Origin of the sequence: Hydrogenophaga sp. PBL-H3 (assembly GCF_010104355.1) — a bacterium.
Classification (GTDB): Bacteria; Pseudomonadota; Gammaproteobacteria; order Burkholderiales; family Burkholderiaceae_C; genus Hydrogenophaga.
The window spans coordinates 4,368,492-4,391,519 of record NZ_CP044972.1 but is presented as its reverse complement, the minus strand read 5'-3'; the positions used below and the strand labels follow the sequence as shown (position 1 = coordinate 4,391,519).

The window sequence follows — 23,028 nt, the reverse complement described above, 5'->3', positions numbered from 1 at the left end:
GCTGGGAATGCGATGTTGTTGTGGTTGTGGACAAATGACGCGGGGCGCGGTGGCCATTGTAGGGGTGCCGCAGACTTATCCACAAGCCGGCCGGCGGGACATCGTGGTCATGCAGAAGGGGGCTGCTGCTGAAGTGGATCGTCTGCAGATAAGGGCAAGTGCTTGCCGCACTTGGGTTTTCTTTGCGATAATTGCGGGTTTTCCCGATTTGTAAGAGACCACCATGAAACGCACCTACCAGCCCTCCAAGATCCGCCGCGCCCGCACCCACGGCTTCCTCGTTCGCATGAAGACCCGCGGCGGCCGTGCTGTGATCAACGCCCGCCGCGCCAAAGGCCGCAAGCGTCTGGCTGTCTGAGTCGGCGCTTTGAATCGGCGCATGACGTGCCGACGTCCCTGTGCCCGGCCCGTCTGCAGCCAGACGATGGCGTTCGTGCAGTGACCCAGCGCCTGCGGTCCCGCCAGCAGTTCCAGGCCGTCATGGCTGGAGCGCCCGTGGCCAAGACTCCCCACTTCGCCTTGCACCGCGCTGTCCTTGATGTTCACGTCGAGGGCAAGCCGTTGTTTCCTGTGGCCGATGCGTGGCTGGGTGTCCTGCTGCCCAAACGCTGGGCGCGTCGGGCCGTCACGCGCAACGCCATCCGTCGCCAGATTTACGAAGTGGCACGGCACCAGCCGGTTTCCTTGCCGCAGGCTGCCTGGGTGGTGCGTTTGCGCAGCGAGTTCAGTCGCAAGCAATTTGTGAGTGCCACGTCGGATGCGCTCAAGCGCGCCGTGCGCGCTGAGCTGGAGCAGCTGTTGTCTCGCGCCATGCTGCCGAAAGTCGCTGCGCCGCTGGAGGCCCGTGATGTGGTCTGACTGGCCGCGCCAGGCGCTGCTGGGCCTCGTCAAAGCTTACCGACTGCTCTTGAGCCCGTCGTTGGGCAACGGTTGCCGTTTTGAGCCCACGTGTTCGGCGTACGCCATCGGCGCGCTGGAGCAACACGGTGCTGCGGCGGGCACCTACCTCACGGCCGCACGGCTTGCACGCTGTCATCCCTGGTGCGAAGGGGGCTTCGATCCGGTGCCCGATGCCCGGCCCGCCCTCTTTTCCCGTCTGATTTCACCCTCCTCAGCAAAGAAGAACGCGTCATGAATGACATCCGTCGGTCCATCCTGTGGGTGGTGTTTGGTTTGTCCATGGTCCTGATCTGGGACAAATGGCAGATCCACAATGGGCACAAGCCCACTTTCTTCCCCGGCTCGACGCAGGTGGCCGCTCCGGCTGCTACCTCGGCCCCAGCATCCGACGCCAGCGTGCCCGCTGCGGTGGCCGTGCCATCGGCGGGGGCTGTCAGTGCGCCGGGTGAGGCGCCAGCTGGTGCGCCCAGCCCGGTGGCCGCGCGCCACGAGGTGACCACCGATGTGTTCAAGCTGGTCTTCAACACCGAAGGCGGATCGCTGATCGGCGCCGAGTTGCTCAAGCACGCCGAAGCCACCCGGCAAAGCAAGGACCAGAGCGTTCAACCGTTCACCTTGCTGACCCAGGGTGCTGACCGCATCTACGTGGCCCAGACCGGCCTGATCGGTGGTTCGTTCCCCACCCACAAGACCCCGATGAACCTTGTGACGCCAGAGACCGCGCTGGCCGATGGCCAGAATGAATTGCAGGTGCGCTTCGAGTCGGGCGATGTGGGCGGCGTGAAGCTGGTCAAGACCTACACCCTCACGCGCGGACGCTACGACATCGCCGTGAAACACGAGGTGAAGAACCTCGGCACGCAGGCCGTGAGCCCGCAGCTCTATCTGCAACTGGTGCGCGATGGCAGCAAGCTCAGCAGCGAGACGCCCTTCTACTCAACCTTCACGGGCCCGGCTGTCTACACCAACGAGAAGAAGTACCAGAAGGTCGAGTTTGCCGACATCGAGAAGAAGAAGGAAAACCTGTACATCAAGACGGCCAGCGACGGCTACGTGGCGATGGTGCAGCACTATTTCGCTTCCGCCTGGCTGCTGGGCGACGGCGTGGCTCGCGACAACTTCGTGCGCAAAGTGGACGACAAGCTGTTCTCCGTGGGCAGCATCACCAACCTGGCGGCCATTGAACCCGGCCAGACGCAGAGCGTGCAGGCCCGCCTGTTCATTGGCCCGCAAGAAGAAAAGGTCCTGGAGACGATTGCTCCTGGACTGGAGCTGGTGAAGGACTACGGCTGGCTGACCATCCTGGCCAAGCCGCTGTACTGGCTGCTCGAGAAGATCCACGGCTTCGTGGCCAACTGGGGCTGGTCCATCGTGCTGCTCGTGGTGTTGATCAAGGCCGCGTTCTACTGGCTCAACGCCAGCGCCTACCGCAGCATGGCCAAGATGAAGAAGATCAACCCCCGCATCATGGAAATGCGCGAGCGCCTCAAGGGCAACCCGCAGGCCATGCAGCAGGAAATGATGAAGATGTACCGGGAAGAAAAGGTCAACCCGCTGGGCGGCTGCTTCCCCATCCTGATCCAGATCCCCGTGTTCATCGCGCTGTACTGGGTGCTGCTCTCCAGCGTGGAGATGCGCAACGCGCCCTGGATGGCCTGGATCACCGATCTGTCCTCGCCCGATCCGTACTTCATTCTCCCGCTGGTGATGGCCGTGACCACCATGATCCAGACCGCCCTCAACCCGCTGCCGCCGGATCCGCTGCAGGCCAAGCTGATGTGGTTGATGCCGCTGATGTTCTCGGTGATGTTCTTCTTCTTCCCGTCCGGCCTGGTGCTGTACTGGATCACGAACAACGTGCTCACCATCGCGCAACAGTCGTTCATCAACAACCGCCTGGGTGTGCCGCTGAAGTTCAGCATGCCGAACTTTAAGAGTTGACCCCCCTGCGCCGCTGACGCGGCTTCCCCCCTCAAAGGGGGACGGCGTCTTGGGCCGGCAGAGCCGGACCCTTGACGCCCCTGGGTTGGGGCACTTCGTTCCTCGCCGGGCCTGCGTTGCAGGCCCTTCGTCTTTATGCTCGACTCCCATGCTCGCTGCCTCGCGTGATCCCATCGTTGCCATTGCCACCGCCCCCGGTCGGGGTGGGGTGGGCATTGTCCGGGTGTCGGGCCGGGGCTTGGGGCCGTTTGTGCAGGCTTTGCTGGGGCGTGTGTTGACGCCGCGCGAGGCGACCTATTTGCCGTTTGCCGATGCGGCTGGGCAGCCCATCGACCACGGTCTGGCCTTGTGGTTTGCGGGGCCGCATTCGTACACCGGTGAAGATGTGCTGGAGCTGCAAGGCCATGGCGGGCCGGTGGTGTTGCAGCTGTTGGTGGCGCGCTGCCTTGAGGTCGGACGCGATGTGCTGCCTGCTTTGCGCGTGGCCCGAGCAGGTGAGTTCACCGAGCGCGCTTTCCTCAACGACAAGCTCGACCTCGCGCAAGCAGAGGCCGTCGCCGATTTGATCGATGCGAGCACCGAGGCGGCGGCGCGAAGTGCGTCGCGCTCGATGGCCGGTGTGTTCTCGGGTCGCATCCACGGCTTGCGCGACGCCTTGGTGAACCTGCGCATGCTGGTCGAGGCCACACTGGACTTCCCCGAGGAAGACATCGACTTCCTGCAGAAAGCCGACGCTTCCGGGCAGCTGCGGCGGCTGCGCGAGGCCCTGGCGGACGTGCAGGCGCAGGCCAGGCAGGGCGCCTTGTTGCGCGACGGTTTGCAGGTGGTGATTGCGGGGCAGCCCAACGCGGGCAAGAGCTCACTGCTCAACGCCCTTGCAGGCGCCGAGCTCGCGATCGTCACGCCCGTGGCGGGCACCACGCGCGACGTGGTGCAGCAGACGATCCAGATCGAAGGTGTGCCGCTGCATGTGGTGGACACCGCCGGCCTGCGCGACAGCCCCGATGTGGACGAGGTGGAGAAGATCGGCATTGAGCGCGCCTGGGGTCGGATCCGCGAGGCCGACGTGGTGCTGTTCCTGCACGACCTGACCCGTACCGAAACAGCCCCCTACCAGAGCGCCGATGCCGCGATTGCCACCAGCCTGGCCCAGGCCGTGGCGGCGGGCGTGCCGGTGCTGCATGTGTGGAACAAGCTTGATCAAAGCCCCTCGGCGCACACCGACCTGCAGGGCGGTCTTGCGATCTCGGCCAAACGGGGCGAGGGCCTGCAGGCCTTGCGCCAGCGCCTGCTGGCCCTGGCGGGCTGGCAGCAATCTGGTGATGGCCTGTTCATGGCGCGTGCCCGCCACCTGCAGGCATTGCAGCGTGTGGACGATCACCTGATGCAGGCCGATGCCTTGCTCGCCGCGCAGGCCGAGCATCTGGACCTGCTGGCCGAAGAGCTGCGCCTGGCACAACAAGCGCTCGGTGAAATCACAGGCGAGTTCACCGCCGACGATTTGCTCGGCGAGATTTTTTCGCGTTTCTGCATCGGAAAGTAGATCGACGGCGCCGCCCGGAGCGCTGCGAATGCCGCCGGGCGGCACAGGTGTAAGCACGGGTAATTTCAGCTTGCGCGGTGGCGGGGGTCGCGGGTATCTTGACGTGATGCATGTCACACCTCCGACATCTTTGCGCTTCGATATCAACGGCTTGGCCCAGGCCATGCGGCACAGCAGCGCGCTGGACGCGGTGCCCCTGAACCTCAGCGAAACCCAGTGGCCAGTGCTGGCCAACTACCTGCAGCCCGTCGCGTTGAAGCAGGGGCAGGTGCTGATCGAACAAGGAGTGAAGGACCGCACGGTGTACTTCGTCGAGAGCGGCACGCTCACCGTGCATTACGAAGACGACAAGGAGCGCGTGCGCATTGCGGTGGTGGGCTCGGGCTCGCTGCTGGGTGAAGGTGCGTTCTTCAGCCACCTGCCGCGCAGCGCCACGGTTCACGCAGGCAGTGATTGCCGCCTCTGGTGCATGACGCCACTGCGTTTCCGAGAGCTTTCAATCCGCCATCCCGAGATCGCCCTGGATGTGACTGTGGCCATGTCTGCGGTGCTGGCTCGGCGCATGTACAACAAGCCCAAACGGGTGGCGGTCACCTGATGGCCGCGGGTCGCGCCCCAGTTCATACCATCTCGGCGCAACGCCTTGTGCACACTTTGACCATGTCCTTCATGAACTGGCTGCAAGCCAAGAAAACCAACGCATCGGGCAAGGGACGGCTGGCGCGCGTGCGCAAGTCGTTTGGCCAGACCACGCTGCCGCTGATCTCGCCACGCAAGGGTCGCCGCATCCTGCGACGCGAGCAATTGTTTGGCGTGGTCCGCGAGTCGCTCATCCGTGCCGGCGTGCTGTCCACCAGCTACGAATTCAAGGTGTTGACGCTCGATGCCAATGGCGACAGTTTTCTGGTCTTGATCGACCTGGCATTGCCGGCCGAGGGCATGCCCGACGCGTACCTGCTGGAGATCGAAAACTGGATCCAGCAAAGCGCCAAGGCCCGTCACGGCATGGCGGTGCGTTCTGTGTATTGGCGCCGCCGCGCCGCGAACGATCAGGTGGGTGTGGCCTTGCGTGCGTCGGTGTCGGCGCAAACGCGACGCGATGCCGAACTCTTCAACCCCACAGCCATCCCAAAACCCAACATACGCTCCTCGCACGCCCCGATGCAGGCGCTGGACGAGGGAGAGCTCGCAGCGTTTCGCAAGGCCCTGCAGAGTTCGGTCAAGCCGACGTACCCGTCACCCGAAGAAGCCCAACTGCCGGTGCCCGAATCGCACAGCGACTTCGCGGCACTCAGCGAGACACAGCGCGGCAAACTCTGACGCGCTGGCGCGCTCGGCGTTCAGTGCCCGGCGAAGTCGACCAGGGTGAACAACGCCAGACCCGATTCCCGCAGCTTCTGCGAGCCGCCGAGTTCGGGCAGGTCCACGATGGCGGCACCCTCCATGACTTCGGCGCCCAGCTTTTCCAGCAACCGCCGTCCGGCCATCATGGTCCCGCCGGTGGCGATCAGGTCGTCGATCAGCACCACCTTGTCACCGGCTTTCACCGCGTCGGTGTGCAGCTCTACCGTGGCGCTGCCGTATTCCAGTTCGTAGGTTTCTTCCACCGTGGTGAACGGCAGCTTGCCCTTCTTGCGGATGGGCACGAAGCCCACGCCCAGTTCGTAGGCCAGCACCGAACCAATGATGAAGCCCCGCGCGTCGAGCCCGGCCACCACGGTAGGCTTGAGGGCCGGGTCCATATAGCGGTGCACGAAGGCGTCGATCAGCACGCGAAACACCTTCGGGTCTTGCAACAGCGGTGTGATGTCGCGGAACTGCACACCGGGCGCGGGCCAGTCGGGCACCGTTCGGATGTGGGCCTTGAGGAAAGCAGAGGTGTCCATCGGGGTCGGGGTTTGAGGTGGTTGCCCATTATCGATCGGGCAAAAAAAACCCCGGCGCGTAGGCCGGGGTGGGAGACCATGGCGACCCGATCAGGCCATGGGTTTGAACTGGTATCCGTTGCCGGAGGCCTCCAGCGTGCCGAGGGCAGGGAAGGGGAAATGGAAGCCACCCACCGCCATCTTGTCTTTCACCAGCGTGTCGAAGATGCGGCGACGCGTCTGGCGCGCCATCTCGGCGTCCATGTCGAACGAGACAGCCCAGTCGGGGCTGCGAGCGAACAGCGAGGGCACATTGGTCACGTCGGCGGTGTACATGAACGACTTTCCTTCAGAGCGCACCGTGAAAACCGCCATGCCCGGCGTGTGGCCGAATGCAGCCGATGACTGGATGCCCGGTGCCAGCTCGGCACCCGGCTCGAAGCGCACCAGGCGGTCCGCCGGGATCTTGCCGAGCACGCGGCGGGCGTTCTGGAAGCCACCCTGGGCAGCGGGTGGCGCTTCGGCCATCTTGGCCTCGTCCATCCAGAAGGCCATCTCCGGATTGGGCACGTGCACCTTCGCCTTGGGGAAGACCAGCGAGCCGTCTTTCTTGATCAGGCCGTTGATGTGGTCGCCGTGGAAGTGGCTGAGGATGACGTGATCGATGTCTTCGGGCTTGTAGCCAGCGGCCGCCATGTTGGCTGCCAGGCGTCCGGTGGTGGGCGGACCGTTGTCGGCGAAGCCGGTGTCGATCAGGTACTTGGTGTTGCCGCTGACGATGAGGTAAGGCGTGAAGGGGATGTCCACGTAATCGGTCGAGAGGTTCTGCGACGCGAGCATGGCCTTGACCTGCTCCAGCGGCGCGTTGCGCACAAACTCTTCACCCAGCGGGCGACGCAGCGCGCCGTCGTTGATCGCGATGATCTCCATCGCGCCCAGCTTCATCTTGCGAAAGCCCGGCACAGGCAGGACCGGTGCGCCGACGTTGGGGGTGTTTTGCGAGAACACGGACGAGAAGGTCAGTGCGGAAGCGCCAGCCACGCCAGCACCCAGGAACAAACGGCGATCGATCATGGAAAAGACTCCGGACATTGGAAAACCGCGAGCATACATACCAATCAGTCGCGATTCGAACCGAAGATTCTTAATCTATACCTAATCGACGGGGCTTTCACTGAACCCGGGGCCGTGGCGCTTCAGCCGGACAGCAGCTTGTCCTCGGCCAGCGCCAGGGCGGGTGCTTTGCCGCTGAGCACCAGCGTGTCACCGCCTTGCAGCACGGTGTCGTCGGTCAGCGTGGCCGGCATGCCGCTGGCATGGCGAAGGCTCACCACCCGCACCCCCACCGCGTGCAGGGCCAGACTCTCCAGCGTTTTGCCCACCGTGCGCCCGGCAGCGGGCAGCGTCACGGTGTTGAGCCGCTCGTGGTCGATTTCATCGGCGCCATCGTCGTCTGCGCCATGGAAGTAGCCTTTGAGCAGGTTGTAACGCGCATCGCGCTGGTCTTGCACCACACGGATCACGCGGCGCATGGGCACACCCACCAGAGCCAGGGCGTGGCTGGCCAGCATGAGGCTGGCTTCGATTGCCTCGGGCACCACCTCGGTGGCACCGGCCGCGCGCAGTTTCTCCAGGTCCATGTCGTCCACCGTGCGCACCACCACCGGCACGTTCACCGCCTGTTCGTGGGTGTGGCGCAAGACCTTGAGTGCGCTGGCCGTGTCCAGATACGTGATGACCACGGCGCTGGCGCGGTGCAAGCCTGCGGCCATGAGCGCCTGCAGGCGCGCAGCGTCGCCAAACACCACCGAATGGCCAGCGGCCGCGGCCTGGCGCACGCGGTCGGGGTCGAGGTCGAGAGCCATGTAGGGAATGCGTTCGGCCTCGAGCAGGCGGGCCAGGTTCTGCCCGCAGCGTCCGTAGCCACAAATGATCACGTGCTTGTCGGCGTTGATCGCTTTGCGCGCGATGCTGGTCATCTGCACCGATTGCATCAACCAGTCGCTGCCCACCAGCCTTGTCACGATGGTGTTGGCATACATGATCACGAACGGCGTGGCCAGCATCGACAGCACCATGGACGCCAGCACAGGGTTGAACAGGTTGGGCGGTATCAGGTTGTTGTTGCCAGCCAGCGTGAGCAGCACCAGGCCGAATTCACCGGCCTGCGCGAGGTACAGGCCGGTGCGCAGTGCCACGCCCATGGGCGCGCCGAACGCACGCGTGAGACCGGTGATGAGCGCCAGCTTGAACACCACCGAGAGCGTGAGAAGCAGGAGCACCAGCGGCCAGCTGCCGAGCACCATGCGCCAGTCCAGCATCATGCCGATGGTGATGAAGAACAGCCCCAGCAACACGTCGTGGAACGGGCGGATGTCGGTCTCCACCTGGTGCTTGAACTCGGTCTCCGAGATGAGCATGCCGGCCACGAACGCCCCCAGCGCCAGCGACAGGCCGGCGTGTTCGGTCAGCCAGGCAAGGCCCAGCGTGATGAGCAGCAGGTTGAGCATGAACAACTCGTCGCTCTTGCGCCGTGCCACCAGCGTGAGCCACCAGCGCATCACCTTCTGCCCGCCCGTGAGCAGCAGGCCCAGCAGCAACACGGCCTTCAGGCTGGCCCACCCCACTGCAATCAGCAAGTCTTCCGGCTCGGCTGCGAGCGCGGGGATGATCACCAGCAAAGGCACAACGGCCAGATCCTGGAACAGCAGGATGCCCAGCACCCGCTTGCCGTGTTCGGACTCCAGCTCCAGCCGTTCGGCCACCAGCTTGATCACGATGGCCGTGCTGCTCATGGCCATCACGCCGCCCAGCGTCAGCGCGGTCTGCCAACTGATGTTCCACCAGGTGGGCAGAAGCAGGGTGAGAGCCATCGAGGCTGCGGTGGTGATCAGCACCGTGAGCACCACCTGCGACAGACCGAGGCCGAACACCAGCCGCTTCATCGCGCGCAGCTTGGGCAGGCTGAACTCAAGTCCGATCACGAACATGAGGAACACCACGCCGAATTCCGCCAGATAGCGGATGCCGCTGGAGTCCTGCGCCAGTGCGAGCGCATTGGGCCCGATCAGCACGCCCACCACCAGGTAGCCCAACATCGGCGGCAGCCGCAGCAGCCGGCACACGACCACGCCCAATACGGATGCCAGCAAGTACAGCAGGGCAATGTCGAGCGAGGTCATGCGGTCATGTTAACGGCCAGCGATGGCGGCGCAGGGAGCCCCTGCGGGAAGACCCACGGCGATAATGACCGCATGAGTTCGCCCACCACCTTCGATGCCGCCCGCGCTTTGGCGATGGCCCAGGAAACACTCGGTATAGAAGCCCAGGCCGTCACGGCCATGGCCCTGCGCATGGGCGAGTCTTTCTCCACGGCGGTGGCCTGCATGCTGACCTGCCAGGGACGTGTGGTGGTCATGGGCATGGGCAAGAGCGGTCACATTGGCCGCAAGATCGCCGCCACACTGGCCTCTACCGGCACGCCGGCCCTTTTTGTGCATCCCGCCGAAGCCAGCCATGGCGATCTGGGCATGATCACCGCGGCCGACGTGGTGCTGGGCATCAGCAACAGCGGCGAGAGCGACGAACTCTCCGCCATCCTTCCGCACATCAAGCGCATGGGCGTGCCCCTGATCGCGCTCACCGGCCGGCCTGGCTCCACGCTGGGCCGACACGCCCTGGCGGTGCTGGACAGCTCGGTCGACAAGGAAGCCTGCCCCCACAACCTCGCGCCCACCGCCAGCACCACCGCGCAACTCGCGATGGGCGATGCGCTGGCCGTGGCCCTGCTCGATGCGCGCGGCTTCAAGGCCGACGACTTTGCCCGCTCGCACCCCGGCGGCGCACTCGGGCGCAAACTGCTCACCCACGTGAGCGACGTCATGCGCAGCGGCGCCGACCTGCCGCGCGTCGGTCCCCAGGCCAGCTTGATGGAGTTGATGGGCGTGATCAGCGCCAAAGGGCTGGGCATGAGCGCGGTGGTCGACGCCGACGACCGCGTGCTGGGCATCTTCACCGACGGCGATCTGCGCCGCCTGATCGAGAAGACCGGCAGCAGCACCGACCTGCGCACCCTGAGCGCCAACGACGTGATGCACCCCAACCCACGCACCGTGCGCGCCGATGCGCTGGCGGTCGAGGCCGCCGGCGTGATGGAAGCCAACCGCATCACCAGCGTGCTGGTGGTGGACCCGGGTGGCCGCCTCATCGGAGCGCTCAACGCCAACGACCTCATGCGCTCGAAAGTGATCTGAATGAACGACCTGCCCGCCTTGCGCCCGGCCTTGAACTTCACACCCGAATTGCTGTTGCAGGCGCAGGGCATCCGCGTGGTGTTTTTCGATGTGGATGGTGTGCTCACCGACGGCGGTCTTTATTTCAGCGAATCGGGCGAAGCGCTCAAGCGCTTTCACACCCTGGACGGCCATGGCATCAAGCTGCTGCAGCGCGCCGGCATCACGCCGGCTGTGGTCACCGGGCGCGACTCGGCGGCCCTGCGCGCGCGCCTGAAAGCCCTTGGCGTGGTGCACACGCGCTTTGGCACCGAAGACAAGCGCCCGGCGGCCGAAGAGATCCTGACCGAACTCGGCTTGAGCTGGTCGGTCGCAGCGGCCATGGGCGATGACTGGCCCGATCTGCCCATGCTGCGCCGCGCTGCCCTTGCCTGTGCGCCCTCCACCGCCCACGCCGAGGTGCTGGCCGTGGCCCACCACGTCACCACACGGCTGCCAGGCGCAGGCGCCGTGCGCGACCTGTGCGACCTGCTGCTCGTGGCCAGCGGTGTCTACGCCCGCGAACTGGAGGCGGCCGCCCGATGAGCACGTCCGATCCACTGGATTTCCTGGACACCGTCGACCTCAACGAGCCGACGGCGCGGCCACCCCGTCGCAAACCCAAGCTGTTGGATCGCGTCTCGATCTACCTGCCCGTCATGCTCATGGGCCTGCTCGCACTGGCCTCGTACTGGCTGCTGCGCGCCACCCCCGCGCCCGAGGCGCCGCGGCCCGCACGGCCGGTGAGCAGCGAGCCCGACTACTTCATGCGTGGCTTCTCGGTCAAGGCGTTTGATCCCGAAGGCACGCTCACGTCCGAGGTGGCCGGTGATGAGGCGCGTCACCATCCCGACGACGACCGCATCGAGATCGACAACGCACGCATCCGCAACATCGGTCCCGAAGGGCGGCCCACGGTGGCCAGTGCGAAACTGGTGACCACCAACGCCGACAACAGCCAGTTCATCCTGGAAGGCAATGCGGTGGTGGTGCGCGAAGCGGCCGTCGGGGCGAACGGTGAAGCCCTTCCGCGCCTGGAGTTCAAGGGCGAATACCTCAAGGTGTTCGTCGACCCAGAGCGCGTCGTGTCCGATCAGCCCGTGGTGCTGCTGCGTGGCACCGACCGGCTGGTGGCCGACACACTCGACTACCGGGGCGACTCCGGCGTGGCCGATTTCAAAGGCCGTGTGAAGGCCCAACTGGTGCCCCGCTGAACCGCTCATTCGCCTTCAAGACCATGCCAACCGACAATGCCAAGGCCCCGCTGGCCTTCATCACCGGTGCATCCAGCGGCATTGGCCAGGCGCTGGCCGCCCGCTTTGCCCGCAGCGGATACCGGCTGGCCCTGGTGGCGAGACGCACCGCCGACATGCAGGCCTTTGCGGACGCCAACGGGTGGGATGCAGATCGTTGCCGTGTTTACGGCGCCGACGTGTCCGACATCGACAGCATCGTGACCGCGGGTAGAGCCTGCCTGGAGTCGCAGGGCGTGCCCGACGTTGTCGTTGCCAATGCGGGCGTGAGCATCGGCATGGACACCACCGAGCGCGATGATCTGGATGTGATGGCGCGCACCTTCGCCCTCAACAACACCGGCATGGCCGCCACATTCCACCCGTTTGTGGCCGCCATGGCCGCTCGCGGCAGTGGCGCGCTGGTGGGCATTGCCAGCGTGGCGGCCATCCGGGGTTTGCCAGGGCACGGCGCATATTGCGCCAGCAAGGCAGCAGTGGTGGCGTACTGCGAGAGCCTGCGCGGAGAAATGCGTGGCAGCGGGGTGGCGGTCGTGACCGTTGTGCCCGGCTACGTTGACACACCGCTGACCCGCGAGAACCGCTACACCATGCCGTTTCTACTGAGCCCCGAAACCTTTGCCGACCGCGCGTTCGATGCCATCGTCGCTGGCGTGAGCTACCGGGTGATTCCATGGCAGATGGGTGTGGTGGCCAAACTGCTGCGCCTGTTGCCCAACGCCTTGTTTGATCGGGTGCTGTCTGGCCGGGCGCGCAAACACAGACAAGGCGAAACCCAGAACGGTGCCTGACCCGGCAGCTTCTGGATAGCCCATGAAAAAAGCCCTGGGCTATGCCGCAGGGCTTTCTTTTGGCCGATCAGCGAATCCGAAGATTCACCGAGTCAAGCTGAAATTGGGCTATCAGTAGCCGCCACGGCCACCGCCGCCGCCACCACCTTCGCGACGGCCACCGCCACCGCCGCCACCACCGTAGGGGCTGCGGAAACCACCGTCGCTGCCGCCACCACCACCGAAGCCGCCGCCACCACTGCGGCCGCCGCCAAAGCCGCCGCCACCGCTGCGGGGAGGACGGGCTTCCATCGGACGGGCTTCGTTCACCACCAGGCTGCGACCGCCCAGGGATTGGCCGTTCATGCCTTCAACAGCGGCTTGCGCTTCGGCATCGTTGCCCATTTCGACAAAGCCGAAACCTTTGGAACGACCGGTATCGCGCTCCATCATGACTTTGGCGCTGTTGACCGAGCCATAAGCGCTGAAGGCTTGTTGCAGGTCTTCGTCGCGAACGGTGTATGGCAGGTTGCCAACGTACAGTTTGTTGCCCATGGTCGGGACTCCTAATAACACTGAGAAAAATAGCGATGGAGCCCCGTTAGCACACAAAAACCTGTAGCACGCGAAACCGACCGATCACTTGTCAAAACGAGCGTCTTGGACGCTCGCCAAGGGATTATGCGCGCAATGTCGCGCAGACAGTAACTATTTTTCAGGACGCCCCCGCCCCCATTGACGTCGACGCGGCTTTACAACACCGCCGCCCCGCTCAAGGGGCGCGGCGGCGGTAGACCACGTGGTAGGCCAGGCCCACGAGCACGCTGCCGCCGAGCAGGTTGCCGGCAATCACGGGCAGCAGGTTGCCCGCCAGGCCTGTCCAGGTCACAGACGGCGCGTTGGTGGCTTCGGATGCCTGAATCATCATGGCCAGCGGAAACAGGTACATGTTGGCAATGCTGTGCTCGAACCCGGCAGCCACGAAGGTGGTGACGGGAAAGACGACGGCGACGGCCTTGTCCACCACGCTGCGCCCGGCCATGGCCATCCAGACCGCCAGGCACACCAGCACGTTGCACAGCATGCCGCGAACGAAGGCCTCTTGCCACGGCAGTGCCTGCTTGGCGAGGGCAATCCGCACCACCTGCTGACCGATGGCTCCGCCGTTCATGCCGGTGTGACCACTCGCATGCACCAGGACCGCCAACGCCGCAGCACCCACGAAGTTGGCGGCGCAGACCAGCAGCCAGTTGCGCATCAACTCGCGGGTGGTGATCTGCCGGTCTGCCCAGGCCATGGCCAGCAGGTTGTTGCCGGTGAACAGCTCGGCGCCGGCCACCACCACCAGCAGCAAACCCAGTGAAAACACCGCGCCTCCCAGTACCTGACCGGTGGCAAATCCCAGTGTGAGGTCGGACTTGACGATGACGAAGAACAGCGTGCCCAGTCCGATGAAGGCGCCGGCCAGCACACCCAGCAGGCACAAGGGCAGCGTGGCCATGCGTGCTTTGGCCACGCCCACGGTCTCCACGCGCTGGGCCACCTCGCGCGGCGCATAGGCATCAAGTCCGAAAAGTTCCGACATGGGTGGGTGTTGGTTGGAGCTGCGCGTTTGGGGGCTGTTCAATTTATACTGGTCCCCATAGCGCCGATTTGATCCGAATTGCGGGCGCTTTAAAAATGCCGCTAAAGAAGAGACTCCTGGTCCAGCATCCCGGTCTCGCTTTTGGCGGCATCGGGATTTTTTTCGGGCGCGCGCCGCCCACAGGAAACCAGATTGATCGTCAAGCCCCAAACGTTCCGGTTCGCCGAGCCACTGCCGCTGCGCAGCGGCGCCGCCTTGCCTGCCTACGAGCTGGTGGTGGAAACCTACGGCACGCTCAACGCGGAGCGCTCCAACGCGGTGCTCATCTGCCACGCCCTCAACGCTTCGCACCATGTGGCCGGTCGCCATGCCGATGAGCAGGGTCGACCGATCGCGCGCAGCGAAGGCTGGTGGGACAACATGATCGGCCCTGGCAAGCCGGTGGACACCGATCGCTTCTTCGTGATTGGTGTCAACAACCTGGGCTCGTGTTTTGGCTCCACCGGTCCCACGCACACCAACCCGGCCACCGGGGCACCCTGGGGTGCGGACTTTCCGGTGGTGACCGTGGAAGACTGGGTGGATGCGCAGGCCCGCCTGCTGGACGCCATGGGGATCCGGACCCTGGCCGCCGTGATGGGCGGCAGTCTGGGCGGTATGCAGACCTTGAGCTGGACGCTGCAATACCCGGACCGCGTGCGCCACGCGGTGGTGGTGGCCAGTGCGCCCAACCTCACGGCCGAGAACATTGCGTTCAACGAGGTGGCGCGCCGCGCCATCGTGACCGATCCCGATTTCCATGGTGGGCACTACCTGCGCGAAGGCACCCTGCCGCGGCGCGGTCTGCGCATCGCCCGCATGATCGGCCACATCACCTACCTCAGCGACGACGTGATGAACGAGAAGTTCGGACGCAGCCTGAGGTCGAGCAACGACGCCGATCCGGCAGCGGCGGCCGAGCTGGCTTACCGCTACACCACGCAAGATGTGGAGTTCCAGATCGAGAGTTATTTGCGCTACCAGGGCGACAAGTTCAGCGAGTACTTCGACGCGAACACGTATCTGCTCATCACCCGCGCCCTCGATTACTTCGACCCGGCGCGCGAGCACGGCGGCAACCTGAGTGCGGCGCTCGCGAAAGCTCAGGCCAAATTCCTGCTGGTGAGCTTCACCACCGACTGGCGCTTCTCGCCCAAGCGCAGCCGCGAGATCGTCAAGGCCTTGCTGGAGAACCGGCGCGACGTGAGCTACGCCGAGATCGACGCACCGCACGGGCACGACGCCTTTCTGCTCGACGACCCGCGTTACCTCAACGCGGTGCGTGCCTATTTCGACCAGACCATCGCGGGAGGTGTGTGATGAGCGATACCCGCCTGATGGAATCCATTGCTCGCCTCGTGCCACCCGGCTCGCGCGTGCTCGACCTGGGCTGCGGCGACGGCGCCATGCTGGCCCATCTGCAGGCCACGCGCGGCTGCAGCGGCTATGGCGTGGAGATCGACGATGCGAAAGTGCTGGCCTGCGTGCGCCGGGGCGTCAATGTGCTGCAGCTCAACCTGGAAGACGGTCTCAGCACCTTCGGCGACAACGCGTTTGACGTGGTGCTGCAGATCGACACGCTGCAACACCTGCGCAATGCCGAGACCATGCTGCGCGAGACCGCGCGCGTGGGCCGCATCGGTGTGGTGGCGTTCCCCAATTTCGCTCACTGGCCCAACCGGCTGGCGGTGGTGCAGGGCCGCATGCCCGTGACCAAGCGCCTGCCCTTCCAGTGGTACGACACGCCCAACATCCGCGTGGGAACGCACGCCGACTTCGAGGTGCTGGCGCGTCGCAACGGTCTGACCATCGAGAAGAGCTTCGGCCTGCACGAAGGCGAGGAAGTGCACCGCTGGCCCAATCTGCTGGCCAGCACCGCGGTGTTCCGCTTCAGCACCTGACCCTGTTCAAACGCGGCCAGCTTCGCGCGCTGCGTCCGCCCCAAAGTCGCCTTCGATGGCCTGGCCCGCCGTGATCGACGGGTAGACCTCGGCGAACACGGCCCTGATCTGCGCCAGCGGCAGATCGTCGAAACTGCCGCGTTCGTTCACGTACTCCATGTGCTGGCGGCCTGCCCGGTCGAACGCGTGGTAGAGCGAGTCGTGCACGCCGTCGAACTCCAGCGGCAGCAGGCCGAACTTGTCGCACAGCTCGATGTTGAAAGCCGGCGTGGCCTTGCGCCAGGCACCGTCGAGCCACAGCTCGGTGTAGCCGTGCCACGCGAACACGTCCGTCTTCATGGTCTGGCGCAATTTTTCGGTGGAGAGGTGGTTCTTCACATCGGCGAAGCCCAGCCGCGCTGGAATGCCGGCCGCGCGTGCCACCGCCGCCAGCAGCACCGCCTTGGGCACACACCAGCCGAAGCCCTGCGCCAGCACCGTGCTGGCGGTCATCCCATGGTCGCGGAGGTCGATGCGGTAGGGGTCGTAGCGCACCTGGTCGCGCACCGCCAGGTAGAGCGCCACCGCCTGCTCGCGTGCACTGCTGCCTTGGCCGTGCTGTTGTGCGAAGGCCTGCACGGCGGGGTGGTCGCTGTCGATCCTGGGGGTGGACGAGAGGTGTTCTGGGAGGGGTGAGGTCGCGTTCATGGCCACAACTTAGCAGATGACCGACGGGGAGCGAGCAGGCCACGCATTTTTCGGCTTCATTCGTTCTCCCACCGGCCGATACCTCACACAGGCAAGGGTTTGTCATGACGTGCAAAACCCGACCTGAGCCGGTCGTGGCCCCCGCCACGGCCCGATCCTGCCGAAGCGCAGTCCTGCAACGACGCCGGACCGCTCGGCGCACCTGACCCTGAAGTTTTCATGAAGCAACTGATTGCCAACCTGCGTTTTGCCCACAAGTTCGTCCTCATCGGCGTGGTGGCACTTCTGATGCTCGTGGCCCCCGTGTCGATCGCGGTGCGCGCCGAGTTGCAAACCTTCCATGCCGCGCGCGGCGAGGCCCGTGGTCTCGCGCCAGCCGGTGATCTGATCAAGCTGCTGCAGTTGTCCCAGCAGCATCGGGGCCTGTCCGCGGGCTATCTGGGTGGCAACGAAGCGGTGAAGTCGCCCCGGGAGGCCAAGCGCGCCGAGGTGGATGCGGCGTTCGACCGGGTCAAGGGTTCCTTGTCGGATCTGGCGTCCGCCCAGCTCGCCAGCCAGCTGGAGGCCGCCCGGCGCGACTTCACGACCCTGGCCAACGCGGTGGACCAGCGCTCGGTCAACGGCAGCGAGAGCTTTGCGCGGCACACGGCGCTGATCGAGCTGCAGTTGCAGCTGCTGGGCGACGTGACCGATGTGTCCGGCATGAGCCTGGATCCTGAAACCGTCACCTACTCGATGATCCAGGCCGCCCTGGCGCACTTGCCGCAGCTCACCGAGACGTTGGGCCAGGCCCGCGCGCAGGGCTCGCTGGTGCTTACGCGCGGCGAGGCCACGTCGGCCCAGCGCGCCCGGCTGGGTGCGCTGGGGCAGTTGTCCCGTCTGCACCAGGGCAATGCGCAGAAGGAGTTGAACAAGGCTTTCGCGGCCTCGTCGGTGTTGCAGTCGTCGCTCGGCGCGCCGGCGAGCGCGGCGGCGCAGGCGGCCAGCGATGCGCTGGCCCTGATCGACCAGCACGTGGTCAGCGCCGAGAGCATCTCGTTCCCTCCGGTCGAGTTCTTCGGTGCGCTGACCCGCCAGATCGACGCCCAGTTTTCCCTGATCGATGGCGTGTTCACCGCCCTGTCCCAGGAGCTGCGTGTGCGTGAGAACGCGGCCAGTCGCAACCTCTGGACGCTGGCGGTCTTGCTGAGCCTGCTGTCTGCTGCAGGGGCGTGGATCATGTGGACGGTGGCCAGTGGCGTCACGCGTTCGCTGCACCAGGCGGTGGGCGTGGCGCAGGCCGTGGCTGCGGGCGACCTCACTTCCACCATCGAATCGTCGTCGCGCGACGAGACGGGACAACTGCTGCATGCCCTCAAGACCATGAACACCAACCTGGTGCGCATCGTCTCGGAGGTGCGCGAGGGCAGCGACAGCATCGTCACCGGCAGCACGCAGATCGCCACCGGCAACGCCGACCTGTCGCAGCGCACGGAGGAGCAGGCCAGCAACCTGGAGCAGACAGCGGCCAGCATGGAAGAGCTGACCGCCACCGTGCAGCAGAACACTGAGAGCGCGCGCCAGGCCAGCCAGCTCGCCAGTGGCGCCAGCCAGGCGGCCCTGGCCGGTGGGGAGTCGGTGGGCCAGGTGGTGCAGACCATGCAGCAGATTGCGGAGAGCTCGCGCAAGATCAGCGACATCATCGGCGTGATCGACGGCATCGCTTTCCAGACCAACATCCTGGCGTTGAATGCCGCGGTGGAAGCCGCGCGCGCCGGTGAACAAGGCCGGGGTTTTGCCGTGGTGGCCGCCGAAGTGCGCAGCCTGGCGCAACGCAGCGCCCAGGCTGCCAAGGAAATCAAGGGGCTGATCAGCGAGAGCGTGGAGCGGGTGGAAGCCGGCACCGCGCTGGTCGAGCAGGCCGGCGAGCGCGTGAGCAACATCGTGGTTCAGGTCCGGCGTGTCTCCGACTTGGTCGGCGAGATCACCTCGGCCAGCGAGGAGCAGTCCAACGGCATCTCGCAGGTGGGCGACGCGGTGGCCCAGCTCGATCAGGTGACGCAACAGAACGCGGCGCTGGTGGAAGAGAGCGCGGCAGCCGCCGACAGCCTCAGGCAACAGGCCACGCGCCTGACCGATGCCGTGCGGGTGTTCCGCCTGAACGACTCGCATGCCCTTCGCAACCGGGCGACCGATATGAATGCTTTCTGATTCATGCGTGCCGTGATCAACGGGTTTGTCCCGCTTTCGGGGCACTCATTGCCCCTTTAGCCAGCGCCGGACTCGCCGATATTTATCTGACCAACCCGATAACCGAGGACCCATCCCATGGACATGCGCAACGAAGCCAACCACATCGCCCGCCACGACAGCGCCCGCGCAGCGGCCGCCCAGAAGGCCAGCGCCGAATTCCTGACCTTCCGCCTGGGCGGCGAGGAATACGGCATCGACATCCTGCGTGTGCAGGAAATCCGCTCGTACGAAGAGCCCACGCGCATTGCCAACGCGCCCTCGTTCATCAAGGGCGTGGTCAACCTGCGTGGCGTCATCGTGCCGGTGGTGGACCTGCGCATCAAGCTGGGTTGCGACAAGGTGGAATACAACGGCTTCACGGTCGTGATCGTGCTCAACGTGCGCGGTCGCGTCGTCGGCGCGGTGGTCGACTCGGTGTCCGACGTGCTGGAACTCGCCGGCGAGCTGATCAAGCCCGCACCCGAGATGAACACCAACGTGGACACCAGCTTCATCACCGGCATCGCCAGCGTGGGCGAACGCATGCTGATCCTGATGGACATCGAAGCCCTGATGTCGAGCACCGACATGGGTCTGATGGATTCGACCCAGTCCTTGCAGTAAGCCCTCGGGCGCCCGCCTTCACTTCCCGCTTTTCCCGGAGACAAAACAATGTTCAACCGACTCAAGATCGGTCACCGCCTGACCCTGGGCTTTGCCAGTGTCCTGGTGCTGCTGCTTGCACTCACCGCCCTGGGCTGGACCAGCCTGAAATCGGCGCAGCAGGCAACGGCGAGGGTGGTCGTGATGGAGCACCGCTCTGCCGTCATGGACGAGTGGCTCGCGAGTACGCGCCTGAACATCAACCGCGTGCTGGCGATGGCCAAGTCGGGTGACAACCCGGAGGTGGACGCCTACTTCAAGCCCATGATTGCGCAGACCACCGAGCGCATCAATGTGCTGCAGAAGACGCTGGACGAAGAGATCAGCAGCGACAAGGGCAAAGCCCTGCTCAAGGACATCTCCACCCGCCGCAGCGAGTACATCGCCGTTCGCAAGGCCTACTTCGCAACGCTCAAGAGCGGCGATCTCGCCGAGTCCATGCGGCAGCTGGATTCGACCCTGCTGCCCGCAGCCAACCGTTACACCGACAGCATGTCGGAACTGCAGAAGTTCCAGCGTGAGCTGGTCGATGTGGCCGTTGCTGCCTCCAACGACACGATCGAGCGCCAGGAAACGATGATGCTGGCCCTGGCCGCGCTGTCCGCGTTGCTGGCCAGCGTGGTCGCCTGGCGCATCACCCTGTCTGTGACGGCACCGTTGCGCGAAGCCGTGGGCATCGCCCAGGCGGTCGCGGCGGGTGACCTGAACGGTCATGTGCAGACCCTTCGCAGAGACGAGCTGGGGGACCTGCTCAACGCGCTGGCTGCGATGAAAACCTCGCTGATCCAGACCGTTGGCCAGGTGCGCAGCGCCACCGACAGCATCAACACCGCGTCATTTGAGATTGCCTCGGGCAACCAGGACCTGAGCGCGCGCACCGAGCAGGCGGCGAGCAACCTGGAGGAGACGGCGGCGAGCATGGAACAACTCACCAGCACCGTGCGCCAGAGCGCCGATGCCGCGCGCCAGGCGAATCAATTGGCGGCGAGTGCGGCCGAGATCGCCGTGCGCGGCGGTCAGGTGGTGGGCCAGGTGGTCACGACCATGGACGAGATCAACCACAGCAGCAAGAAGATCAGCGACATCATCGGCGTGATCGATGGCATTGCGTTCCAGACCAACATCCTGGCGCTCAATGCTGCCGTGGAAGCCGCCCGCGCCGGTGAACAGGGCCGGGGTTTTGCGGTGGTGGCCGGTGAGGTGCGCAACCTGGCGCAGCGCAGCGCCGAGGCGGCCAAGGAAATCAAGAACCTGATCGGTGCCAGCGTGGACCGGGTCGAAGCGGGTTCAAGGCTCGTGGCCGATGCAGGTCAGACCATGAGCGAGATCGTGGGCTCGGTGCAGCGGGTGAGCGACATCATTGGCGAGATCACGGCGGCGGCGGGAGAGCAGAGCGACGGGATCGGGCAGGTCAATGTGGCGGTGACGCAGCTGGACCAGATGACGCAGCAGAACGCCGCGCTGGTCGAAGAGAGCGCCGCTGCGGCCGAGAGCCTCAAGGACCAGGCCGCACGGCTCACCGAGGTGATCAAGATCTTCCGCATCGACGCCGCGCGGGCCTACAGCGCGCCGGTGGCGGTGCCGGCGAAAGCCGTCAGCACTGTCAAGCCTGTGGTCCACAAACCCACCAGCCTCAAGCCGGCCAGCCCCAAGGCCCAGCCGCCGAAAGCGCTGGCCCTGGCCGCGCCGGTTGAGGCATCCCAGCGACCCGCGCCTGTCGCGCCCGTCGTTCGCCCGGCGCCCGTTGTCCGCCCCGCCGTGGCCGCCGGCGCAGAAGGCGACTGGGAAAGTTTCTGACCCGACCCGACACCAGAAGAATCACCATGCAACAACTGATGAGACAGTTTTCCATCCGCACCCGAATGGTGGGCGCGATCGGCGTCGTTCTGGTCTTGCTGACCATGGTGGGTGGCGCTGGCCTGTGGGGCATGAATCGGCTCAACGCGCTGAGCGTCGAGTTTGTCGATCACGCCTTTGAAGAGACGCTCACCCTATCCCGCCTGCAGGTGGCGCTGGGTGACATGGGCCGCTACGAGAAGGACATGATCATCGGCTACGAAAAGCCCGAAGAGGTGATCAAGGCCAAGGCCCAGTGGCAGACCGCGCGTGAGGCCGCTCTGCAGCAGATCGATCACATGCTGGTGGGCACGGAAGACGGTGACAACGTTGTCGTCCGCGAAATGAAAGAGCAGCTCGAGCGCTATGGCGCCGCGGTTGAACCCGTCACACGCCAGCTGGCCGACAACGGCTACGACACCGCCACCGTGGCCAACCGCATGCTGGCGCGCGCACACGAGCAGTACGCCGGCATCCTGGTCAACCTCAAGCGGGTGGAAGAGGTGCTCAAGGTCGAGGCCACCAGCCTGCAGCAGGAGGGAAAGGACACCAGCGGTCACACCTTGCTGATCTTCGGCGTGGCGCTGGCGCTGGCCGCGCTGGTGGTTGTGCCCACCACGCTGTCCAACATGAAGAGCATCTGCCAGCCGCTGGACGAAGCGCAGCGCGTGGCCACGGCCATCACCAACGGGGATCTCACCCAGGCGGTGCACGTCAGCGGCAAGGACGAACTCGCGTCCCTCATGCAGGCCCTGGGCGGCATGCAGGCCTCTCTCTCGCGGATCGTCGGCGAGGTGCGCAACAGCACCGACAGCATCGGCACCGCCAGCGAAGAGATCGCCAGCGGCAACCAGGACCTGAGTGCACGCACCGAGCAGGCCGCCAGCAACCTGCAACAGACGGCGGCCAGCATCGATCAGATCAACAGCACGGTGCGTCAGAGCGCCGACTCGGCGCGCCAGGCCACGCAGATGGCGGTGGTCAATGCCGAGGTCGCGGTGCGCGGCGGCCAGGTGGTGAGCCAGGTGGTCACGACCATGAACGAGATCAACCAGAGCAGCCAGAAGATCGGCGACATCATCGGCGTGATCGACGGCATCGCGTTCCAGACCAACATCCTGGCGCTGAACGCCGCGGTGGAAGCCGCGCGCGCCGGCGAGCAGGGCCGGGGCTTTGCCGTGGTGGCTGCCGAGGTGCGCAGCCTGGCGCAGCGCAGCGCGCAGGCCGCCAAGGAGATCAAGGTGCTGATCGAAGCCAGCGTGGGCAAGGTCGAGACCGGATCCCGGCTGGTGGCCCAGGCCGGCAGCACCATCGGCGAGATCGTGGCCAACGCGGAGAAGGTCTCGGCCTTCATCAGCGACATCACCACCGCCGCCCAAGAGCAATCACAAGGCATTGGCCAGGTCAATGCCGCTGTCAGCCAGCTCGACCAGATGACGCAGCAGAACGCCGCGCTGGTGGAAGAGAGCGCCGCGGCGGCCGAAAGCCTGAAGGACCAGGCCAGCCGGCTGGCCGGTGTGGTGCGGGTGTTCCGCCTGTCGGGCTCGGCCCACGCCTGAGGCG

At 65.4% G+C, this 23,028-nt stretch carries 23 protein-coding genes and 1 riboswitch; of the genes, 17 read left to right on the top strand and 6 right to left on the bottom strand.

Features of this window, described 5'->3' with window-relative positions; genetic code table 11:
• The first annotated feature begins 223 nt into the window (after positions 1-223).
• The 7 genes from rpmH to F9Z44_RS20525 all read left to right on the top strand — a co-directional run bounded on the left by rpmH (position 224) and on the right by F9Z44_RS20525 (position 5,704).
• Complete coding sequence (rpmH, locus tag F9Z44_RS20555) at positions 224-358, top strand: 50S ribosomal protein L34 (protein ID WP_006299042.1); 135 nt, start codon at positions 224-226, stop codon at positions 356-358.
• 122 nt (positions 359-480) lie between these two features.
• Entirely contained in the window at positions 481-858 is a 378-nt protein-coding gene (locus tag F9Z44_RS20550) for a ribonuclease P protein component (RefSeq protein WP_159608831.1), read from the top strand.
• Positions 848-1,135 (top strand): membrane protein insertion efficiency factor YidD, encoded by a 288-nt coding sequence (gene yidD, locus F9Z44_RS20545; protein ID WP_159608527.1) that lies wholly within the window; start codon positions 848-850, stop codon positions 1,133-1,135. The genes F9Z44_RS20550 and yidD overlap by 11 nt, the downstream gene beginning before the upstream one ends.
• Entirely contained in the window at positions 1,132-2,841 is a 1,710-nt protein-coding gene (gene yidC, locus F9Z44_RS20540; RefSeq protein ID WP_159608526.1) for a membrane protein insertase YidC, read from the top strand. The genes yidD and yidC overlap by 4 nt, the downstream gene beginning before the upstream one ends.
• A gap of 148 nt (positions 2,842-2,989) precedes the next feature.
• Positions 2,990-4,384 (top strand): tRNA uridine-5-carboxymethylaminomethyl(34) synthesis GTPase MnmE, encoded by a 1,395-nt coding sequence (gene mnmE / locus F9Z44_RS20535; RefSeq protein WP_159608525.1) that lies wholly within the window; start codon positions 2,990-2,992, stop codon positions 4,382-4,384.
• Positions 4,385-4,490: 106 nt separating this feature from the next.
• Positions 4,491-4,982: a Crp/Fnr family transcriptional regulator gene (locus tag F9Z44_RS20530; RefSeq protein ID WP_159608524.1), complete on the top strand. Its 492-nt coding sequence runs from the start codon at positions 4,491-4,493 to the stop codon at positions 4,980-4,982.
• A gap of 62 nt (positions 4,983-5,044) precedes the next feature.
• Entirely contained in the window at positions 5,045-5,704 is a 660-nt protein-coding gene (locus F9Z44_RS20525) for a hypothetical protein (RefSeq protein WP_159608523.1), read from the top strand.
• A 20-nt stretch (positions 5,705-5,724) separates the two neighbouring features.
• On the opposite strand, the gene F9Z44_RS20520 is transcribed toward F9Z44_RS20525, so the two are convergent.
• The 3 genes from F9Z44_RS20520 to F9Z44_RS20510 form a co-directional block, all read right to left on the bottom strand.
• Positions 5,725-6,270: an adenine phosphoribosyltransferase gene (locus tag F9Z44_RS20520; protein ID WP_159608522.1), complete on the bottom strand. Its 546-nt coding sequence runs from the start codon at positions 6,268-6,270 to the stop codon at positions 5,725-5,727.
• A 90-nt stretch (positions 6,271-6,360) separates the two neighbouring features.
• Positions 6,361-7,323 (bottom strand): MBL fold metallo-hydrolase, encoded by a 963-nt coding sequence (locus F9Z44_RS20515; protein WP_159608521.1) that lies wholly within the window; start codon positions 7,321-7,323, stop codon positions 6,361-6,363.
• 122 nt (positions 7,324-7,445) lie between these two features.
• The gene (locus F9Z44_RS20510) at positions 7,446-9,431 is read right to left on the bottom strand and encodes a monovalent cation:proton antiporter family protein (RefSeq protein WP_159608520.1); all 1,986 of its coding nucleotides are present in this window, start codon (positions 9,429-9,431) and stop codon (positions 7,446-7,448) included.
• Positions 9,432-9,503: 72 nt separating this feature from the next.
• Between F9Z44_RS20510 and F9Z44_RS20505 the strand changes: the two genes are divergently transcribed.
• The 4 genes from F9Z44_RS20505 to F9Z44_RS20490 are packed head-to-tail and all read left to right on the top strand — an operon-like array spanning position 9,504 to position 12,564.
• Positions 9,504-10,502, top strand: coding sequence for a KpsF/GutQ family sugar-phosphate isomerase (locus tag F9Z44_RS20505; protein ID WP_159608519.1), 999 nt, complete (start codon positions 9,504-9,506; stop codon positions 10,500-10,502).
• Complete coding sequence (locus F9Z44_RS20500) at positions 10,503-11,066, top strand: KdsC family phosphatase (protein ID WP_159608518.1); 564 nt, start codon at positions 10,503-10,505, stop codon at positions 11,064-11,066.
• On the top strand, positions 11,063-11,734 hold the full coding sequence (gene lptC, locus F9Z44_RS20495) for an LPS export ABC transporter periplasmic protein LptC (RefSeq protein ID WP_159608517.1): 672 nt from the start codon (positions 11,063-11,065) through the stop codon (positions 11,732-11,734). Before F9Z44_RS20500 ends, lptC begins: the two co-directional genes overlap by 4 nt.
• A 23-nt stretch (positions 11,735-11,757) precedes the next feature.
• Positions 11,758-12,564, top strand: coding sequence for an SDR family oxidoreductase (locus F9Z44_RS20490; protein WP_159608516.1), 807 nt, complete (start codon positions 11,758-11,760; stop codon positions 12,562-12,564).
• Between the two features lie 111 nt (positions 12,565-12,675).
• On the opposite strand, the gene F9Z44_RS20485 is transcribed toward F9Z44_RS20490, so the two are convergent.
• Together F9Z44_RS20485 and F9Z44_RS20480 are read right to left on the bottom strand one after the other, a co-directional pair.
• A complete protein-coding gene (locus F9Z44_RS20485) occupies positions 12,676-13,098 on the bottom strand; it encodes an RNA recognition motif domain-containing protein (protein ID WP_159608515.1) in 423 nt (140 codons plus the stop codon).
• A gap of 217 nt (positions 13,099-13,315) precedes the next feature.
• Positions 13,316-14,128 carry a formate/nitrite transporter family protein gene (locus tag F9Z44_RS20480; protein WP_159608514.1) on the bottom strand — a complete coding sequence of 271 codons (813 nt, stop codon included), beginning with the start codon at positions 14,126-14,128 and terminating at the stop codon, positions 13,316-13,318.
• Between the two features lie 50 nt (positions 14,129-14,178).
• A riboswitch (SAM riboswitch) is annotated at positions 14,179-14,254 on the top strand.
• A gap of 66 nt (positions 14,255-14,320) precedes the next feature.
• On the opposite strand from F9Z44_RS20480, the gene metX reads away from it, so the two are divergent.
• Both metX and metW read left to right on the top strand, forming a co-directional pair.
• A complete protein-coding gene (metX, locus tag F9Z44_RS20475; RefSeq protein WP_159608513.1) occupies positions 14,321-15,487 on the top strand; it encodes a homoserine O-succinyltransferase MetX in 1,167 nt (388 codons plus the stop codon).
• Positions 15,487-16,068 carry a methionine biosynthesis protein MetW gene (gene metW, locus F9Z44_RS20470; RefSeq protein WP_159608512.1) on the top strand — a complete coding sequence of 194 codons (582 nt, stop codon included), beginning with the start codon at positions 15,487-15,489 and terminating at the stop codon, positions 16,066-16,068. The genes metX and metW overlap by 1 nt, the downstream gene beginning before the upstream one ends.
• A 6-nt stretch (positions 16,069-16,074) precedes the next feature.
• Here metW and F9Z44_RS20465 read toward each other — a convergent pair whose 3' ends face one another.
• Complete coding sequence (locus tag F9Z44_RS20465) at positions 16,075-16,755, bottom strand: transglutaminase-like domain-containing protein (protein WP_159608511.1); 681 nt, start codon at positions 16,753-16,755, stop codon at positions 16,075-16,077.
• Between the two features lie 219 nt (positions 16,756-16,974).
• On the opposite strand from F9Z44_RS20465, the gene F9Z44_RS23205 reads away from it, so the two are divergent.
• The 4 genes from F9Z44_RS23205 (at position 16,975) to F9Z44_RS23200 (ending at position 23,024) form a co-directional block, all read left to right on the top strand.
• Positions 16,975-18,945 (top strand): methyl-accepting chemotaxis protein, encoded by a 1,971-nt coding sequence (locus tag F9Z44_RS23205; protein WP_159608510.1) that lies wholly within the window; start codon positions 16,975-16,977, stop codon positions 18,943-18,945.
• Between the two features lie 117 nt (positions 18,946-19,062).
• Positions 19,063-19,590, top strand: a complete 528-nt coding sequence (locus tag F9Z44_RS20455) for a chemotaxis protein CheW (RefSeq protein WP_159608509.1) — start codon at positions 19,063-19,065, stop codon at positions 19,588-19,590.
• A 48-nt stretch (positions 19,591-19,638) separates the two neighbouring features.
• Complete coding sequence (locus F9Z44_RS20450; RefSeq protein ID WP_159608508.1) at positions 19,639-21,426, top strand: methyl-accepting chemotaxis protein; 1,788 nt, start codon at positions 19,639-19,641, stop codon at positions 21,424-21,426.
• Between the two features lie 26 nt (positions 21,427-21,452).
• Entirely contained in the window at positions 21,453-23,024 is a 1,572-nt protein-coding gene (locus F9Z44_RS23200; RefSeq protein ID WP_159608507.1) for a methyl-accepting chemotaxis protein, read from the top strand.
• Positions 23,025-23,028 lie beyond the last annotated feature (4 nt).

What these genes read in the sequence shown, in the direction of transcription:
- F9Z44_RS20465 (WP_159608511.1), bottom strand. Translation starts at nt 16,755, where the DNA reads ATGAACGCGACCTCACCCCTCCCAGAACACCTCTCGTCCACCCCCAGG.
- F9Z44_RS20510 (WP_159608520.1), bottom strand. Translation starts at nt 9,431, where the DNA reads ATGACCTCGCTCGACATTGCCCTGCTGTACTTGCTGGCATCCGTATTG.
- F9Z44_RS20485 (WP_159608515.1), bottom strand. Translation starts at nt 13,098, where the DNA reads ATGGGCAACAAACTGTACGTTGGCAACCTGCCATACACCGTTCGCGAC.
- metW (WP_159608512.1), top strand. Translation starts at nt 15,487, where the DNA reads ATGAGCGATACCCGCCTGATGGAATCCATTGCTCGCCTCGTGCCACCC.
- F9Z44_RS20450 (WP_159608508.1), top strand. Translation starts at nt 19,639, where the DNA reads ATGTTCAACCGACTCAAGATCGGTCACCGCCTGACCCTGGGCTTTGCC.
- rpmH (WP_006299042.1), top strand. Translation starts at nt 224, where the DNA reads ATGAAACGCACCTACCAGCCCTCCAAGATCCGCCGCGCCCGCACCCAC.
- F9Z44_RS20500 (WP_159608518.1), top strand. Translation starts at nt 10,503, where the DNA reads ATGAACGACCTGCCCGCCTTGCGCCCGGCCTTGAACTTCACACCCGAA.
- F9Z44_RS20480 (WP_159608514.1), bottom strand. Translation starts at nt 14,128, where the DNA reads ATGTCGGAACTTTTCGGACTTGATGCCTATGCGCCGCGCGAGGTGGCC.
- yidC (WP_159608526.1), top strand. Translation starts at nt 1,132, where the DNA reads ATGAATGACATCCGTCGGTCCATCCTGTGGGTGGTGTTTGGTTTGTCC.
- mnmE (WP_159608525.1), top strand. Translation starts at nt 2,990, where the DNA reads ATGCTCGCTGCCTCGCGTGATCCCATCGTTGCCATTGCCACCGCCCCC.
- F9Z44_RS20455 (WP_159608509.1), top strand. Translation starts at nt 19,063, where the DNA reads ATGGACATGCGCAACGAAGCCAACCACATCGCCCGCCACGACAGCGCC.
- F9Z44_RS20490 (WP_159608516.1), top strand. Translation starts at nt 11,758, where the DNA reads ATGCCAACCGACAATGCCAAGGCCCCGCTGGCCTTCATCACCGGTGCA.
- F9Z44_RS20525 (WP_159608523.1), top strand. Translation starts at nt 5,045, where the DNA reads ATGTCCTTCATGAACTGGCTGCAAGCCAAGAAAACCAACGCATCGGGC.
- F9Z44_RS20550 (WP_159608831.1), top strand. Translation starts at nt 481, where the DNA reads ATGGCTGGAGCGCCCGTGGCCAAGACTCCCCACTTCGCCTTGCACCGC.
- F9Z44_RS23205 (WP_159608510.1), top strand. Translation starts at nt 16,975, where the DNA reads ATGAAGCAACTGATTGCCAACCTGCGTTTTGCCCACAAGTTCGTCCTC.
- lptC (WP_159608517.1), top strand. Translation starts at nt 11,063, where the DNA reads ATGAGCACGTCCGATCCACTGGATTTCCTGGACACCGTCGACCTCAAC.
- F9Z44_RS23200 (WP_159608507.1), top strand. Translation starts at nt 21,453, where the DNA reads ATGCAACAACTGATGAGACAGTTTTCCATCCGCACCCGAATGGTGGGC.
- F9Z44_RS20505 (WP_159608519.1), top strand. Translation starts at nt 9,504, where the DNA reads ATGAGTTCGCCCACCACCTTCGATGCCGCCCGCGCTTTGGCGATGGCC.
- F9Z44_RS20515 (WP_159608521.1), bottom strand. Translation starts at nt 7,323, where the DNA reads ATGATCGATCGCCGTTTGTTCCTGGGTGCTGGCGTGGCTGGCGCTTCC.
- F9Z44_RS20520 (WP_159608522.1), bottom strand. Translation starts at nt 6,270, where the DNA reads ATGGACACCTCTGCTTTCCTCAAGGCCCACATCCGAACGGTGCCCGAC.
- yidD (WP_159608527.1), top strand. Translation starts at nt 848, where the DNA reads ATGTGGTCTGACTGGCCGCGCCAGGCGCTGCTGGGCCTCGTCAAAGCT.
- F9Z44_RS20530 (WP_159608524.1), top strand. Translation starts at nt 4,491, where the DNA reads ATGCATGTCACACCTCCGACATCTTTGCGCTTCGATATCAACGGCTTG.